This is a genomic window from Porphyromonas crevioricanis, from assembly GCF_900167225.1.
GTDB classification, from domain to species: domain Bacteria; phylum Bacteroidota; class Bacteroidia; order Bacteroidales; family Porphyromonadaceae; genus Porphyromonas; species Porphyromonas crevioricanis.
Map to the genome: position 1 here is coordinate 52,819 of NZ_FUXH01000002.1, position 15,881 is coordinate 68,699.

At 49.8% G+C, this 15,881-nt stretch carries 14 protein-coding genes and 1 pseudogene; 6 read left to right on the plus strand and 9 right to left on the minus strand.

Features of this window, described 5'->3' with window-relative positions; genetic code table 11:
* Nucleotides 1-3: 3 nt before the first annotated feature.
* From B5D48_RS01390 to B5D48_RS01415, 6 genes are all read right to left on the minus strand, one after another.
* Complete coding sequence (locus B5D48_RS01390; RefSeq protein WP_023937901.1) at nt 4-627, minus strand: RnfABCDGE type electron transport complex subunit G; 624 nt, start codon at nt 625-627, stop codon at nt 4-6.
* Nucleotides 624-1,616 carry an RnfABCDGE type electron transport complex subunit D gene (locus tag B5D48_RS01395; RefSeq protein WP_023937902.1) on the minus strand — a complete coding sequence of 331 codons (993 nt, stop codon included), beginning with the start codon at nt 1,614-1,616 and terminating at the stop codon, nt 624-626. The genes B5D48_RS01390 and B5D48_RS01395 overlap by 4 nt, the downstream gene beginning before the upstream one ends.
* Nucleotides 1,617-1,629: 13 nt before the next feature.
* The gene (gene rsxC, locus B5D48_RS01400; RefSeq protein WP_023937903.1) at nt 1,630-2,964 is read right to left on the minus strand and encodes an electron transport complex subunit RsxC; all 1,335 of its coding nucleotides are present in this window, start codon (nt 2,962-2,964) and stop codon (nt 1,630-1,632) included.
* Between the two features lie 73 nt (nt 2,965-3,037).
* The gene (locus B5D48_RS01405; RefSeq protein ID WP_023937904.1) at nt 3,038-3,937 is read right to left on the minus strand and encodes a Fe-S cluster domain-containing protein; all 900 of its coding nucleotides are present in this window, start codon (nt 3,935-3,937) and stop codon (nt 3,038-3,040) included.
* 2 nt (nt 3,938-3,939) lie between these two features.
* The gene (locus tag B5D48_RS01410) at nt 3,940-4,365 is read right to left on the minus strand and encodes a SoxR reducing system RseC family protein (RefSeq protein ID WP_023937905.1); all 426 of its coding nucleotides are present in this window, start codon (nt 4,363-4,365) and stop codon (nt 3,940-3,942) included.
* A gap of 276 nt (nt 4,366-4,641) precedes the next feature.
* Complete coding sequence (locus tag B5D48_RS01415; RefSeq protein ID WP_023937906.1) at nt 4,642-6,342, minus strand: tetratricopeptide repeat protein; 1,701 nt, start codon at nt 6,340-6,342, stop codon at nt 4,642-4,644.
* Between the two features lie 826 nt (nt 6,343-7,168).
* On the opposite strand from B5D48_RS01415, the gene B5D48_RS01425 reads away from it, so the two are divergent.
* From B5D48_RS01425 to lipB, 6 genes and pseudogenes are all read left to right on the plus strand, one after another.
* The gene (locus B5D48_RS01425; protein ID WP_078801638.1) at nt 7,169-7,525 is read left to right on the plus strand and encodes a hypothetical protein; all 357 of its coding nucleotides are present in this window, start codon (nt 7,169-7,171) and stop codon (nt 7,523-7,525) included.
* A gap of 282 nt (nt 7,526-7,807) precedes the next feature.
* Nucleotides 7,808-9,967 (plus strand): elongation factor G, encoded by a 2,160-nt coding sequence (locus tag B5D48_RS01430; RefSeq protein WP_023937912.1) that lies wholly within the window; start codon nt 7,808-7,810, stop codon nt 9,965-9,967.
* A gap of 305 nt (nt 9,968-10,272) precedes the next feature.
* Nucleotides 10,273-10,746: an SPOR domain-containing protein gene (locus B5D48_RS01435; protein ID WP_036888181.1), complete on the plus strand. Its 474-nt coding sequence runs from the start codon at nt 10,273-10,275 to the stop codon at nt 10,744-10,746.
* Nucleotides 10,747-11,763, plus strand: coding sequence for a UDP-N-acetylmuramate dehydrogenase (murB, locus tag B5D48_RS01440; protein ID WP_023937914.1), 1,017 nt, complete (start codon nt 10,747-10,749; stop codon nt 11,761-11,763).
* 7 nt (nt 11,764-11,770) lie between these two features.
* Nucleotides 11,771-12,430: pseudogene (locus tag B5D48_RS09325) on the plus strand (MBL fold metallo-hydrolase); the annotation flags it as partial.
* Between the two features lie 99 nt (nt 12,431-12,529).
* A complete protein-coding gene (gene lipB, locus B5D48_RS09330; protein WP_394364782.1) occupies nt 12,530-13,234 on the plus strand; it encodes a lipoyl(octanoyl) transferase LipB in 705 nt (234 codons plus the stop codon).
* On the opposite strand, the gene queG is transcribed toward lipB, so the two are convergent.
* Genes queG through B5D48_RS01460 form a run of 3 tightly spaced genes read right to left on the minus strand, consistent with a single transcriptional unit; the run spans nt 13,235 to nt 15,855 of the window.
* Complete coding sequence (gene queG / locus B5D48_RS01450) at nt 13,235-14,221, minus strand: tRNA epoxyqueuosine(34) reductase QueG (protein WP_023937916.1); 987 nt, start codon at nt 14,219-14,221, stop codon at nt 13,235-13,237.
* A 3-nt stretch (nt 14,222-14,224) separates the two neighbouring features.
* The gene (locus B5D48_RS01455; RefSeq protein ID WP_023937918.1) at nt 14,225-14,824 is read right to left on the minus strand and encodes an aminotransferase class IV; all 600 of its coding nucleotides are present in this window, start codon (nt 14,822-14,824) and stop codon (nt 14,225-14,227) included.
* A complete protein-coding gene (locus B5D48_RS01460; RefSeq protein WP_078801652.1) occupies nt 14,824-15,855 on the minus strand; it encodes an aminodeoxychorismate synthase component I in 1,032 nt (343 codons plus the stop codon). The genes B5D48_RS01455 and B5D48_RS01460 overlap by 1 nt, the downstream gene beginning before the upstream one ends.
* Nucleotides 15,856-15,881 lie beyond the last annotated feature (26 nt).

The following is a 15,881-nucleotide window of genomic DNA, read 5'->3' on the forward strand; positions in this document are numbered from 1 at the left end:
ATATCAGTTGCCTCCTTCCGTTTGATTGGTGGTTACTACTCTTTGGTATGCCTTGTAAGCCCTATTCACCGCATCTGTGAAAGCCCGGCTCGAGATAGTAGCAGCTGTGATAGCATCTACACTCCCTCCGTCTTTGGAGACTTTCAGCTCTTTTACTTCGGGCATGGCGATACCTTTGACACATCCCTTGCCTTTTCCTTTTGCGTCTGTTTCGCCAAACCATTCGGGGATTTTAGTTCCCAAGCCCGGTGTCTCGGCATTTTCCAGTTCCACAAAGTCTATGATTGTTCCTTCTGTATCGAAGCCTACCATTTCGGAGATTTTACCACCGAATCCGTCGGCATAAGACTCCACGGCATAGCCTATGGTCTCTCCTTCTTTCTTTGCTGTATAGACAACCACATCGGCTTTGTCCCCATCAAGCGTAAACTTAGTTTCGCTCAATTCGGTCTTATCGTCCATGCCGGGGATTACCTTGGCGATGGCTGCGTTTTTGGCTGCTTCTTTGGAGACTTTGATAGGCTCTTCGGTCAGCTTGTACATACCGCCGAGCATAGCTGCTACCACCAGGCAGATACCTACCAGAGAGAGCAACATATTGGGTAGAGTAGAAGCGAGTTTTTTCATTTCTTGTTTCCTCCGAAGCGTTTAGGTTTCATATAAGTATTGATCAGTGGCGTAAATCCATTCATGATCAGGATTGCAAAAGACATCCCTTCCGGATAGGCACCGAACAGGCGAATAGCCACTGTGAGGAACCCGATCAGGCAACCATAGAGGATCTGCCCTTTCTTGCTCATGGGCGAGGTCACATAGTCCGTAGCCATGAAGATGGCACCGAGCAGCATACCTCCGGTGAGGACATGGAACCAAGGAGTCGGGTATATGGCCGGATCTACGAGCCACATGATACCTCCGAAGATAAAGGCTGTAGCCAGTATACTCACAGGGATGTGCCAAGTGATGATACGACGCATGAGCATATAGGCACCTCCCAGGATGAGGGCAATGGCTGCCATCTCTCCGAGTGACCCTCCATGCAGACCAATCAAAGTATCCAGCGTAGAGGGGAGCATATCGGCGCTCATACCAGGTGCTCCTGCTATCACGCCCTTGGCTATACCCAAAGGAGTCGCACCGGTGGTTGCATCTGCCATTGCAGCTCCGAAAAGAGGCTGTGGTACAGGCCAAGTGGTCATCTGTACCGGGAATGAAATAAGTAGGAATACACGCCCTACCAAAGCCGGGTTGAAGATGTTACCACCTATGCCACCGAAAGACAGCTTGCCGAGTCCCATTGCTACAAGAGCTCCCAGCAGAAGGATCCAGATAGGCAGGTTGCTTGGTACATTGAAAGCGAGCAATACACCTGTGAGAATGGCCGATCCATCGAAAATTGTCGGACGCCGTCCCATCAGGTACTTGGTAATCACGTACTCCACAATACAGCAGGCCACTACGGACACGGCCGTAATGAGCAGCGAGTGCCAGCCAAACAGATATACAGACACTAAGAAGGCAGGAATGAGGGCGATGAGCACCCCATACATATTCTTGCCTATACTGTCGCCTCCATGAATATGAGGCGAGGGGGATATAAACAATTTATTTTCCATACGAGTGCTTCACTTATTTCTTGCTTCTTGAGCGAATGATACCCATTACGGTCTGTTTGCCCAATCGGATATAGTCCAACAAAGGACGATGAGCTGGGCAAGTGTAGCTGCATGAGCCACATTCGATACAGTCGAAGATATAGTTGGCTTCGGCCCCTTCCCAGTCTTTGAATTTTGTATCGCGCATCAAGAACGCAGGGTTGAGCCCCATCGGGCAGGCCGATACACACTTGGCGCAGCGGATACATGGCTCCATAGGCTTACGCTCGCTTTCTTCCCGACTCAGCAGCAATACACCGCTGGTCCCTTTGGTTACGGGAACATCTGGGGTCAAGAGAGCTTTCCCCATCATTGGCCCACCTCCGATGATTTTCCCTGTGTCTTCGGGCAGACCGCCGGCCGCTTCTATGAGGTTGGCTATGGGAGTACCCACACGCACCAGGTAGTTGGATGGTGAGGCGAGTTTCTTACCCGTGATGGTTACTATGCGTTCCACAAGAGGCTTGTTCTTCTGCACAGCCTCATAGACAGCAAATACGGTACCGACGTTTTGTACAACAGCACCCGTGCTGATAGGCAAGGCTCCGCTCTTGACCTGTTTGCGTATCACGGCATCGATAAGCTGTTTTTCGCCACCTTGGGGGTATTGTACCTTCAAGGGCATTACCTCTATGCCGCTATATTTAGCTGCCAAGGAGCTCAAGTGGCGTATCGCATCAGGCTTGTTGTTCTCCACGCCAATCACGGTGCGATTTACTCCAATGGCTTTCATCAAGATTTGGCAGCCAACCATGATTTCTTCTCCTTTGGCCATCATCAAGGCGTGGTCGCTCGTCAGGTACGGCTCACACTCTACTGCATTGATGATGAGGATTTGAGGAGTTGATCCGGGAGGGGGAGACAGTTTGACGTGTGTGGGGAATGTAGCTCCACCAAGCCCCACGATCCCGGCTGCGAGTATCTTGTCTATAATAGCCTTCGGCTCCAGATCGCATTGAGCTTGCAGCTCTGTACTTCTGTCGATGGTATCTACCCATTCGTCACCCTCTACATCGATGATGATAACAGGCTTTTTGTAGCCACTGGCATCGTATTGTGTATCCAGCTTGGCTACTTTACCGGATACCGAGGAGTAGATGTTGGCCGATACAAAGCCCGATGCTTGGGCGATCAGCGTACCTACTTTCACCTCATCGCCTTTGTTTACCACGGCAGTTGCCGGTGCTCCGATATGCTGTCCCAGAGGGATAGCCACTTGTTTGGGCAGAGTAAGCACCTCGATGGGCTTCCCGGCCGACAATTTGTTTTCCGGCGGATGAATACCGCCGAGTCTGAATGTCCTCAACATAGACTTGATATGCTGTATATTGATTATTCTTCTTCGAGATAGGAATTCACAAGAGACTAAGAGAGCTCGAGGATCAGGCCTGAGGTATTGTTGCTTCTTGCGCTACCGGGGCCGTTGTTGCCTCTGGTTTGGCTGCCGGAACCTCAGGTTTCGGCTTGCGTGGCGGGAAGTTAAGCTCATGGATTGCATGGGTAGGACAAACCTCTACGCAAGAGCGACACAGACGGCACTTCTGCCAATCAATATAAGAGAGATTGTTCTCTATTGTGATTGCTTCGAACTTGCACTCTTTCAGGCATTTGGAGCATCCGATACAAGCATTGGTACAAGCCTTCTTGGCTACACCGCCTTTGTCTTTATTTACACAGCTGACGAAGATACGGCGACTCTTGGGCCCTTTCTTACGCAGCTCTATGATGTGCTTGGGACAGGCTTTCACGCAGGCTCCGCAGGCAGTACATTTTTCTTCGTCCACTTCTGGTAGGCCAGTCTCCGGGTTCATGTGTATGGCACCGAAGTTACACGCAGCCACACAGTCTCCACAGCCCAGACAACCATAGCTACAGCCGGTCTCTCCACTGTATAGAGCTGCAGCGATAGCGCAACTCATAGCACCATCATAAGTATTGGTGCGAGGGCGAGCTTCGCAGTCTCCATTACAGCGCACCACAGCTACCATAGGGTCAGCTGCTCCTGCAGACATCCCCAGAATATCGGCTACTTTGTTCATCACATCGGCTCCACCGACGGGGCAAAATAAACCATCCAAACTATCAGCCTTGGCACAAGCCGAGGCAAAACCCGAACAGCCGGGGAATCCGCAACCCCCACAATTGGCCTGAGGCAGCACTTCTGCTACTTGTCCGATACGTGGGTCTTCCTTGACTTCAAACTTCTTGGCTGCCAGAAATAGCAACAAAGAGCCGATTGCTCCGATCACAACGAGCACGACTACGGTAGTAAGAATTATCATATTTATTTCTGTGTGTAGATTTTTCTCAAACTAAAGACGAATTTCTTTCGCAGGATACTGCCCGATAAGGCAAGCAATGCATAATACACTGCAATGGCTCCGAGACCGACCAGAGCAGCGAACAAGTCGTCCAACCCCAGCATAAGAGAGACAGCTACAGTAGCTACCAATACGATCAGCGGAAAAACAAAAGAAAGCAGCATGGCCCACCAGCCGAGGGATTCCCGTCCTTCCAGCTCAACCTGCTCACCCTCTTGGAGGGTGGGGTAGGAGCCAGGGACTACTATTTCCCGCTCTTTGCAATCGGCAGAGCTGCAAAAGCCTTTGGCATGACAGCCGGCACATGCACTCATTTGCATCATGCGTACAATCACCCTATCGGGATAAACAGCCTTTACTTCTACTATTTGCCTAACAATATCGGCCATCTTGTGTGGTTCGTTCGTACTAAGCAATATAACCTACAATGGCTACACGCGACCGCAAAAATACACATTATTCGGTAAAACCCTATTCAAATCTTACAGCAGTTGTCAGATTGACTCTGTTATACTCTTCTCGAAGCTGTTATGAATGATATTATATTGTGTAATACTCAATTATCGATACCCCTCTTGTCGCATTTGTAAAAGACAATGCGACTCTGCCGAAGTCTTAGCTTCAGCAGAGCCGCATCGCAGGGGATCAAAATCGAGAGAGTTCGATCAGCGTAGGAGTTCCTTTATGGCTGCATTTTGTATGTATTTAGCAAACTCCATGTCGTTGGCTGCATGTTGAGCCATATGGCGGTCTTGCTCGATCGCAGACCGCAAGTTGTTTATTACGCCATTCATGTCGTTCGTCCGGGCTGCTATAACGGCTTTGAGGTATGCAGTTGTAGCGTCGGGGCGGCCAATCTGCTCCAGAGTCTGTGATGCCTTGTTGTATTCGTGGTTGAGGATCTGTGCCACCGCCGCATTGTTAGTCTTGGCTTCTCCGTAGATACTTACGGCTTCGGCATAGTCGCCATGGCTGAGGGCGAGCAGTGCGCGGGCTTCCTGGAGCTCGGGTACGTTACCGGCTCCACCGAAGAGTTGCATGGCTTTGTCTCTTTCTCCATTCATTAGAGCCAGAAGACCCATATTCATACTCGTTTCGGGGTTGCCGGGCTTTTTAGCATTGGCAGAGGCAAACCATTCGGCTGCATCAGCCATTTTGCCATCCCGGTAGTAGAGCATACCGATGTTGTTGTAGGCTCGGTAGTCTGCCGGATAGATCTTAATCGCCTTGCGATAGATTGCCTCTTGCTCGTCCGGGTTGCTTACCAGAGTGGCTGCGTAGAGAAGTTCCTCTATATTGAGCTGTTCGGGTTTGCTGGCTGCCAAAGAGCGGATTTCATCGTCGCTCTTGCCTATGATCTCCACATTGGCTGTAAGTCTGGATCTTCTCAGTTGTGGCAGAATATCATCGGCCAGCTGTTTGAATACCACGGAGATATTTTTGATCTCACGCTCACGTGTTTCGGGGTCGGGGTACATCTGCAAGACACGCAACACAAGCTCTTTGTCCTGAATGTTGCTTTTCTCCACCAACTCTTTGAAGCCTTCCCAGTCTTGGGCTGTGTAGTGAGCTGCGATGTCAACGTTTTTGATCCTGTTGCGAGAGAACTCTCTCTTTAGCGAAGCTGTGGTATTGCTCTCTCGTTTGCCACTGAGACGCTCGTTGAGCTCTATTCCGCCATCGGGAGAGGCGTAGGCCTGTACTTCCACCGATACACGTTTGTTCTGGGCTTCGTTGGCTTCTTTTACGGTATTGCGCCAATCGGCTATTTCTTTCTTGCCTAATTCTTTACTTCTCACTTCTGCCTGCTGTATGAGGAAGTGTATGTTGGCATTGTAGGCTTCTTTGATGATACGCTGAAAAGCATCCGGAGCAATGGCGGCCGAGGAGTTTGCTGCTGAAGCCAAAGCTTCTGTAGCGATTACACCGTCGGCTATTTTTACTTCTGGCAGGGTATATTCTTTGTTCCCCTTTTTGCCCTTGAGGTGAAGGTACAGTTCGCTGCGCTGCATATCGGGCTTGTAGTGAAACGAAAAATCCATTTTCACTGCATCTCCCTGAGCAAAAGAAATGCTACGCTCGTTGCCACGCACTTTCTCTCCCTGATAAACAAAGGAAGGTCCCCAGGTCTCTCCGTTGGCATAGCGCAGTACGGGAGTGATGATTAGTTGGGCTTTTTTCTTGAACCATTTAGGTGCAAATGTGGCTGTGGCAGATACGGGTATTCTACCTCCTTTCAGCTCCATAGGCTGTGGGGCTACTTTTACCATGTCACTGCTGTAAGGGCGGAGTTTGGACGAGCAAGAAGACAAGCCCAAAACAGCCATGGTGATGACAGCAATACGGACAAAAATGTTTGTTTTCATTGATTGTATTGGATTAGTTGTGATAGGATCGATATTTCTGTATGCCAATAAGTTTTTGCCCCTCCCTCCTTTCATCCGGAATGAGGGCTGGCAAAGATACTTCTTTTCCGTCATCGGTCTTGGAGACATTTCTGTTGCCCAATTATGCTCTTGAGAGAGAAATGTGCAGGAGAGTGCGATCTGTGATGTAAAAAAATGTTTTTGTCGATGTGGCGAAAATCGCTGTTTTGAGAGTCGTTTTTACTGGTTTGTTTCTCAAAAAATCCCTTCTCCAGAATGCCCTATTCATCGGCATTCTGAGAGGGTCAAATTTCTCTCCTGTGAGAGCAAAATTTTTCTCCTGTGTTAGCAAAATTTCTCTGAGGAGAGAATTTTTGCTCTCTCCCCAGAGAATAAAAATTAGAACCCCAGAGGGGGGCAGAGCCGACAAAAATCGACAGTTTGCGTTTTTACGTTTTGTTGTTGTTAGAGTATTGTTTTTACATGCTTTTGAAAAGTCTTCTTCTGAGGTGTGGTTTTGTTTCTAAGTTTGCTGCAAGGCAGAGATGGCAGAAATGATTGAGTTGAAGATTGGCTTGAAGCCTTAGGTCGATGTTCCGCAGACATTGTACCCGAAAGTTGCAATCCGGGTATATATCCGATGTAACCCGCACCCGAATACTGTAATTCGGATTATATGGGATGCCGGTTGAGTTGTTTGAGAGTAGCAAAATCTTATCTTTACGGGGAGGAGAGCGACAGTATCTGCACGCAGAGAGGGTGTCTGCACGTAGAGGGAGGACTGTTTCGCGTAGTGAGAAGAAAATAGGATCAAATACGATTAGCAATGAAAAAGTTATTACTTGCAGTTATTTCTGTCATTGGACTAATGGTGCTGCTGGGTGGATGCTCAAAAAAAGATGAGCCGAATGATTACTCCCTAAATGGGACAGTGTGGGTCAACAATGAAAATGGTGTCAGGATACTGAAATTCGAGAAAGAGACGTTCTCCTTCAATGCTTCCTATGAATCGGAAGATCGAAGACAGGTGAGAGAGCAAGGCTGGGGTACTTATGTGTATAAGCCTCCATTCGTTTTTTTCTCAGCAATTAATCCGAGCACGGGGCGAATCGATACTCAAACCGGCAAGATTGACGGCAACAAACTCTCTTTCCGTAATTTTATATACACCAAACAAGAGTAAGTAGCTGCGAAAAGCTGTTCCAGCGAAGAGAGTATTGCTTGTTTCTTTTAACGGGCAGGCTAATGGGAGACAAGGAGGCACCATCGAAGGGTCTCCTTTGTTTGTTTTAAGCGAAGTGCAAATTTCTACCAATAGGGAGGTATCGCTGTTATTTTGTTGTTTTTGAAGAATACTTTTTATAATTTGCGCACGGTTTGTCGGAGGAATAGCCAATCCTCTACTTGCAGCCAACACATAAAACAACACAACAATCAAACAACACAACAAAATCTTTTTGCCACCATGAAAGTGTACCAAACAAAAGAAATTCGGAACATCGCCTTACTCGGTAGTTCCGGCTCGGGAAAAACCACCCTTGCGGAGGCTATCCTCCTTGAGGGTGGAGTGATAAAACGCAGAGGAAACATTGCTGCTGGCAATACTGTCAGCGACTATTTCCCTGTGGAAAAAGAGTATGGATACTCGGTTTTCTCTACTTTGATCAGCACTGAGTGGATGGATCGCAAGTTGAACTTTATCGACTGTCCCGGGGCAGATGACTTTGCCGGAGCGATCGTTTCTGCTCTCTCCGTAGCCGACATTGCTGTAATGGTTGTGAACGCACAGTATGGCATAGAGGTGGGGATGATCAATCAGTTTCGCCACATAGACCGGCTCAACAAGCCCTCTATCTTCCTGATCAACCAGCTTGATAGCGATAAGGCGGACTATGAAGCTGCTATTGCGCAGCTCAAAGAACGCTACGGCTCGCGCATCGTGCCGGTGCAGTATCCGGTTAATCAGGGAGCTGGCTTCAATACGGTCGTGGATGTGCTGAAGATGAAGATGTACAAGTACGGAGCCGAAGGCAGCCAACCCGAGGTGACTGACATCCCCCAAGAGCAGATGCCCAGAGCAAAAGAGATGCACCAGGCTTTGGTAGAAGCAGCAGCCGAGAACGATGAGGCCTTGATGGAGAAGTTTTTCGACCAGGGAAGTTTATCTGAGGAGGAGATGCGTGAGGGGATCCGTGCCGGCTTGCTTTCTCGGAGCATTAGTCCGGTATTCTGTGTCAGTGCCGAAAAATGTGTAGGCGTGGGTCGCAGTATGGAGTTTCTTGGCAATGTGGTACCTTCCCCCGGCAAGATGGCTCCTGTTTTGAGTCAGGAAGGAGAAGAGGTAGGTCCGGATGCTTCGGCTCCGACCAGTTTATACTTCTTCAAAAGCTCTATCGAACCACATATAGGTGAGGTTTCTTACTTCAAGGTGATGAGTGGGACGCTCAAAGAAGGGGATGACTTGGAGAATATTTCCAGAGGATCGAAAGAGAGAATCAGCCAAATCTTTGTTTGTGCAGGTCAGACCCGCACCAAAGTTGAATCCATGGTGGCTGGAGATATTGGGGCTACAGTCAAGCTTAAAGATGTGCGACGAGGTAATACGCTCAACGCCAAGGGAGTGACACATAGTTTCGATTTGGTGGAATATCCACAACCCAAGTACAGACGTGCCGTGCGTGCAAAGAATGAAGCCGAATCGGAAAAGCTCGGTGAGATACTCAATCGTATGCACGAAGAGGATCCGACTTGGGTAGTAGAGCAAAGTAAAGAGCTGCGCCAGCTGATCGTTGGAGGCCAGGGAGAGTTTCATCTGCGTACCCTCAAGTGGCGAATAGAGAACAACGACAAGGTGGAAATTGAGTTTATGGAGCCTCGTATCCCATATCGGGAAACGATCACCAAACCAGCACGGTCGGATTACAGACACAAGAAACAGTCCGGAGGAGCCGGCCAGTTCGGTGAGGTACACTTGATCGTGGAGCCTTACGAAGATGGTAAACCGATGCCTGAGACATACAAGTTCGGTGGTCAGGAATTCAAGATTACGGCTCGTGATACACAGGAAATACCGTTGGAATGGGGTGGTAAGCTCGTCTTTGTCAATAGCGTTGTAGGGGGAGCTATCGATACCCGTTTCATGCCGGCCATCCTCAAGGGGATTATGGGGCGTATGGAGCGTGGCCCACTCACCGGCTCCTATGCCAGAGATGTGCGAGTGATTGTCTATGACGGCAAGATGCACCCGGTAGATAGTAATGAGATCTCGTTCATGCTGGCCGGGCGCAATGCTTTCAGTCAGGCTTTCCGTGAGGCCGTCCCGAAAGTATTGGAGCCGATATACAATGTAGAAGTATCGGTGCCTGCTGACTATATGGGAGATGTGATGAGCGACTTGCAAGGACGACGTGCTATTATCATGGGCATGGAGAGTCGCAAAGGCTATGAGCTGATCAAAGCAAGAGTTCCTTTGGCCGAATTGTCCTCGTATTCGACAACACTAAGCTCTGTGACAGGAGGGCGAGCTTCGTTTGTGATGTCTTTCGACAACTACGAACTGGTGCCCGGTGATACGCAGGAGAAACTCCTGCAGGCCTACGCTGCAGAGCAGGCCAGTGAGGAGTAAAAAGCTCTTGAGAGAGATTGTGCCAAGTTCTCAATAGTAGTAGATAGATGCAGAGGGGCCAAATCCGAAAGGAGAGGCCCCTTTGTCTTTTTAGAGCTTTGTGCAATGGTTTTCTTTTGAGGCCATAGCTATTCGAGATACGAGCAAGTCAATCGCTGTCCCATGGATTCTCGGAGCCATCTCCTGTATGCTGTAATGGTTCTCAAGAGGCTCTCTCCAAAAGCCCTCCGAATACTTTGTGTGTTAGCAACCAATTGTTACCTTTGCTACAGTTAGTTATGTATAATCGCCAAATGTCAGAACTCATGAAGAAAATTGTGTTGATAGCAGCGACCTTGGCTATGGTCTCTGCCTTTACTTCCTGCAAGCCTAAACAGAGTGCTTATCGGCAAGCTTATGAGGCTGCAAAACAGCGCGAAATCGTATCCAAAGAGGGAAGCTCTACAGCAACAATGACCGAGGTATCCAAGCCTATTGATCGTCAGGTATTGGTACGCCAGGAGAATCTCTCCGTATTGGAGGGGGAGAACGCCAACAGCCTGAAGCGTTATAGCGTGGTGGTAGGGAGTTTTCAGAATCATGCCAACGCTCGTAGTCTGAAAGAGCGTATGCAGGCCGATGGTTATGAGGCTGTGCTGGCTCAGAATGAGCAAGGGATGCTGCGTGTTATCGTCAGCAGTTTCCACTCACGTCAGGATGCTGCTGCCAGCCGCGATGCCATCAAGGCTCGCTATGCACCCAATTTCCAAGATGCTTGGTTGCTGGAGAAGACCAACTAAATGGAAATTTTGCAAAATCAATCGCTACGCCCTCTCAACACCTTTGATATAGATGCCCAGTGTTCCTACTTGCTGCGTTACGACAGCCTTGAGGACCTGAAGCTGCTACAGAGGGACGAGTTCGTAGCCGAGAGTAAGACGTTGATAATTGGCGAGGGGAGCAATATGCTCTTCCTCGCCAATTTCCATGGCATAGTACTCGTTTCGGGTATGAAAGAGATCTCTCCGGCTCGCCCCGGGCAGGGAGTGGATATATATCTGGAGGTCGATGGAGGTGTGAGTTGGGATTCTTTGGTAGCTCACTGTGTACAGCAGGGATTTTATGGAACCGAGAATCTCTCCCTTATCCCCGGTACGGTAGGAGCAGCTGCTCGGCAGAATATAGGAGCCTATGGAGTGGAGCTGTCTTCGCTGGTAGAGTGGGTCGATGCTTTCGATTTGTCTACCGGAGAGCAGAGACGTTTTGCCGTCTCTGAGCTGTGCTACGCTTATCGGTACAGCGTATTCAAAGAGCCGGATATGCAAAAGTGGGTAATCTACCGGGTTTGTCTTCGCCTGAGTACGGACTATAGGCCCAATCTCGCTTATGCCGATCTGGCTGGATATTTTAAGGGAAAGGCTCTTCCTACAGCTGCGCAGCTGCGCGAAGCAGTGATAGAGATCCGGAATAATAAGTTGCCCGAAGTCGGAAAGGTAGGGAGTGCCGGGAGCTTCTTTATGAATCCTATATTGGAGAATACACAACTGATCCGGCTTTTGCAGATAGCCCCCGATGTGACATATTACCCTCTATCTGACGGACGAGCCAAAGTCTCGGCTGCTTGGCTTATCGATCATGCAGGTTTGCGTGGCTACCGCAATGGTGCCGTTGGAGTTTGGGACAGGCAAGCTCTTGTCTTGTGTAACTACGGCGGAGGTACGGGTACTCAGATAGGCGAACTGGCTTCGCATGTACAGCAGGTTGTCAAGGAGAAGTACGGAGTTGATTTGCAGCCCGAAGTAAACTATGTCTGTTGAGTAGGATATGCCACGGATTATCGTATTAGGCTCGGGTACTAGCACTGGAGTTCCTGAGGTGGGGTGCCATTGCGCTGTATGCAGTAGTACCGATCCTGCGGATAAGAGATTGCGGACATCTGTCCTCTATATCACTGATAGCGGCAAGCGGATCCTTATTGATTGTAGTCCCGATTTCAGACAGCAGGCTTTGAGAGTGGGGCTGGATCGCCTGGATGCCATTGTTCTCACACATGAGCATTACGACCATATCGGAGGGCTGGACGATCTGCGTACCATTTCTTGGGATAAACCCCTGCCTATCTATGCTGAAGAACGTGTGCTGGCAGCTATTCGTCATCGTTTGCATTACTATTTCCGAAAGAATCCCTATCCCGGTTCACCACAGTTGGACCTCTATCCGATTCATCCCGGAATCCCTTTTGAAGCTGCCGATATGGAGATTTTGCCTATTCGGGTCATGCATGCCGGTCTGCCGATATTGGCCTATCGGTTGGGCGATTTTGCTTTTGTCACCGATCTCAAAACGATTTCTCCTGTTTCTCTCAAGTCGTTGCAAGGGCTTAGTTTGTTGCTGCTGAATGGTCTTCGTCACAAGCCGCATTTGTCTCACCAGACAATAGACGAAGCGATAGATCTGATAGCCAGAGTTGGGCACCCCAAAGCCTATATCACGCACTTGTCGCACCATGCTCCTCTGATGGCGGAGATGAGCCATTTCTTGCCGGAAGGGGTGGTTGCTTCTTACGATGGATTGGAGGAGAGCTTGCCCAAGTCTCCCTATCGCTACGCCGATTGTGGCGAAATGCCTTATGATGAAGCTCTTGATGTGCAACGTTCTCTTTTCGATGCTTTGCTCAAAGCTAAGGCGATGAATAGGCCTACACATTCGGTGCTGATGTTTTGCGAGCATGAGCCGGTCCTCACGATTGGCCGACATGGCGATAAGGCCAATCTGTTGGCCGACAGTCTGCAACTTAGCAATAGGCATATCCGTGTGCATACAGTAGATCGTGGTGGGGATATCACCTACCATGGGCCGGGGCAGATCACCGGTTATCCGGTCTTTGATTTAGAGATGTTTGGGCTGGGTATCAAGCGTTATATTTCTCTGCTGGAGAGCTGTATCATAGAGCTGCTGCAAGGCTATGGTATCAAGGCAGCTCCAGTGCCCGGAGCCACAGGTGTCTGGATAGATGTGGCAGAGCCATCGAAGATGCGCAAGATATGTGCGATAGGGGTGCGTAGCAGCCGCTATGTGGTGATGCATGGTTTTGCTCTCAATGTGAATACGGACCTCTCTTATTTCTCTCTGATCAACCCTTGTGGGTTTACCGACAAAGGGGTGACATCTATGGCACGTGAGCTGGGTTATTCGCCGGATATAGAAGAAGTCAAGCGCAGGCTGCAGCAGATCTTCCATTGTCGTTTTTCGGCTTTGATGCAGGCTGTCACTCCTCCGATGATATAGTTATCCTTTCTCGTCTTTTCTGTCATTCTCTATATGGTCGCCCTCTTTTTCTTTCCGAAGGAGGGCGTTTGCATTGCGTTTAAGCCCTTCGTAGCCGGCTCGTTTGACTGCTGATCCGGAGAATAGCCGAGTGTAGGTTTCCTGATCAAAGTTCTTCAGACTGTCGTAGCTGAGGTCGAACAGCTCGGGTTTGGGAGCAAAGGCTTCGACAGTGGTGGGGGAAGCAAAGCGGTTGTGTGGGCAGACCTGTTGGCAGGTATCGCAGCCATAGAGCCGGTTGCCCAAGAGAGCTGCTTCCCTCTCGGGTAGAGGGTCGGATTGCTCTATGGTTAGGTAGCTCAGGCAACGCAGAGGGTCGAAGCCTCCATCATACAGAGCCCCCGTGGGGCATGCCTCTATACACCGACGGCAACGGCCACAGCCAAAGGCCAAAGGGCGATCCGCCGGGAGCCAGGTGGAGACAAGCAGTTCTCCCAAGACAAAGAATGTACCCCGCTTCGGTATAACGATCAGCCCACTTCTGCCTCGCCAGCCAAGTCCGGCCTGTACAGCCCAGTATCGCTCCAGTATTGGGGCTGAGTCGGCGAAAGATCGCCCCTGTACTTGCGGATCTATCTCAGTACGGATAAAGCACAACAGCTTGTCAAGCTGCTTTTTGACCACCTTATGATAGTCTTTCCCATAGGCATAGTAGGCCAACTGCGGAGCTTCGGGAGATTGTCTGAGGGCTGGGTAGTAGTTCAGGGCCACACAGATGATAGATTGTGTGCCGGGGAGTAGTTGTGTGGGGTCTTCGCGTAGTGGATGATTGCGGTCGAGATAGGTCATACAGCCACATTTGCCTTCTGCTACCGCTTCTTTGTAGGATCGGGCAACTTCTTCCGGTACGGCTTCGGCACGAGCGATCCCCACACAGGAGAACCCGAGGCGGATGGCTTCTGCTTTGATTTTTTGTACAGATATTGAGGGAGACAGTTCCTCTTTCATTTCCTAATGGATTCTATCGATCTGGATTTGTACCTCTCCGATGTCGAGCATTGCGTTCAGAAGTGTCAGGGAGTGATAGTTGCGGAGCAGATCGTCCACAGAAATGTCCCGGGTTTGCAATTGCCCATTCAGGCGAGTCAGATGTGTGCCCACAAGCAGAGGAAGCCGGGGTGTGTAGCAGAAGTTTGCCGGATCTTTTTTTGTAGAAAGGAGAATATTGGCATAAGAAACATCACTGATCAGCCCGTTGTGGCAGAGTAGTATGTCTTCGTCTTCGGCACATCCGTCTTTCAGGGCCTCAAGGGAGCTGCGGTCTGCCCATTTGTTTCTGTAGTTTAGCCCGGCAGGAGCTTCTACTATTCGCAGGGAGCGTATCGTCTTGGGCGAATAGCTCGAAAATTGGATCTCTTCCACAGCTTGGGCCGTGTAGATAAGGCGGCATTTGGCACGCCCGTGGCGTAGCTGAGGTGGGCATAGTGATTCTATGTTTGGGAGTGGAGGTAGCGGATGTGGAGCGATGCTGCGGAGCATGCGCTCAAGGTGGAAATTGATAGACAAGGCCTGTCCGTTGTCCAGACGGATTGTTTCGAGTAGGAGACGCATCAGAATGGGAGATAAACTTTTTGCTGCGTTTCGGCATACTCTCGCTCCGGCTCGCTGTGGATCGTGATCCCTCCACCAGAACGAAAAAGGTAGGCCGGATTGGTTGGTGAGGAGCTTCTTGCAGCCTCTTCTTCGGGTAAGGTCTTGTCCTGTTGTTCGATGTAGCGAATCATTACAGCGGAAGAGAAAGATTGTCCATCGAAATAGCCGAAAATGCCCGAGTAGAAGCCTCGAGTTGTCTCTTCTGCTCTGGCTATTGCTGTCATGGTGGCATCTTTGGGTGCCCCACAGATTGATCCGGCAGGGAGCAGCTGTCTCAGCACTGAGCCGGGACAGAGCTGCAGCTCTTCGGGGAGCTTTCCGTTGATTTCCGAACTCATCTGCAGGATAGGCCCATGGTTGGTCTCTATCCGCTCTGTGTAGGCAAAACGCTTGACTTCCACTTGCCGGGACACGCGACTCAGATCATTACGTATTAAGTCTACAATAGTGTAATGCTCGGCCAGCTCTTTCGGGTCGGAGCGTAATGTCTGTTCGGCATTCGGCAAGAGAGCATCAATGGTCCCTTTCATGGGGCAGGAGGAGATGATGCCGTCGGAGGAGATATGCACGAAAGGCTCCGGAGAGAAACATACCAGTCTGCCTGGGATATGGAGCTTGTAGGTGGCTGTCACATGGTCGTAGACCTGCCCTAATGAAAGAGACATATTCAGGGGTGTTGCAATGGTGAGGTTGGCCAAAAAACTGTCTCCCCGGTATAGAGCTCGCTGTATTTCCTCGAATCGTTTGCTGTAGCGATCTATGCCTTCGGGGTAGGGCTCAAAAGTATATTTCCCCTGCAAAGAGTAGATTTGGGTGGCATTACCATGCCCTTGGATGGAGAATCGTATCTCGGATTGAGAGAGGGGGTGTGCAACGAAGTAGGCATGTTGCAGCTCATAGTCCAGCACCACAAGAAAAGGGGTTGCTTGACTGGCGGCTTTGTCCATCTCCCGAAAAGCCGAGTCGGCCGATATAGATTGCAATGACATAGGCAATTCGTATGATTTGAGAGCAA

Coding starts and splice junctions, on each gene's coding strand:
- B5D48_RS01390 (WP_023937901.1), bottom strand. CDS start 627: ATGAAAAAACTCGCTTCTACTCTACCCAATATGTTGCTCTCTCTGGTA.
- B5D48_RS01395 (WP_023937902.1), bottom strand. CDS start 1,616: ATGGAAAATAAATTGTTTATATCCCCCTCGCCTCATATTCATGGAGGC.
- rsxC (WP_023937903.1), bottom strand. CDS start 2,964: ATGTTGAGGACATTCAGACTCGGCGGTATTCATCCGCCGGAAAACAAA.
- B5D48_RS01405 (WP_023937904.1), bottom strand. CDS start 3,937: ATGATAATTCTTACTACCGTAGTCGTGCTCGTTGTGATCGGAGCAATC.
- B5D48_RS01410 (WP_023937905.1), bottom strand. CDS start 4,365: ATGGCCGATATTGTTAGGCAAATAGTAGAAGTAAAGGCTGTTTATCCC.
- B5D48_RS01415 (WP_023937906.1), bottom strand. CDS start 6,342: ATGAAAACAAACATTTTTGTCCGTATTGCTGTCATCACCATGGCTGTT.
- B5D48_RS01425 (WP_078801638.1), top strand. CDS start 7,169: ATGAAAAAGTTATTACTTGCAGTTATTTCTGTCATTGGACTAATGGTG.
- B5D48_RS01430 (WP_023937912.1), top strand. CDS start 7,808: ATGAAAGTGTACCAAACAAAAGAAATTCGGAACATCGCCTTACTCGGT.
- B5D48_RS01435 (WP_036888181.1), top strand. CDS start 10,273: ATGAAGAAAATTGTGTTGATAGCAGCGACCTTGGCTATGGTCTCTGCC.
- murB (WP_023937914.1), top strand. CDS start 10,747: ATGGAAATTTTGCAAAATCAATCGCTACGCCCTCTCAACACCTTTGAT.
- queG (WP_023937916.1), bottom strand. CDS start 14,221: ATGAAAGAGGAACTGTCTCCCTCAATATCTGTACAAAAAATCAAAGCA.
- B5D48_RS01455 (WP_023937918.1), bottom strand. CDS start 14,824: ATGCGTCTCCTACTCGAAACAATCCGTCTGGACAACGGACAGGCCTTG.
- B5D48_RS01460 (WP_078801652.1), bottom strand. CDS start 15,855: ATGTCATTGCAATCTATATCGGCCGACTCGGCTTTTCGGGAGATGGAC.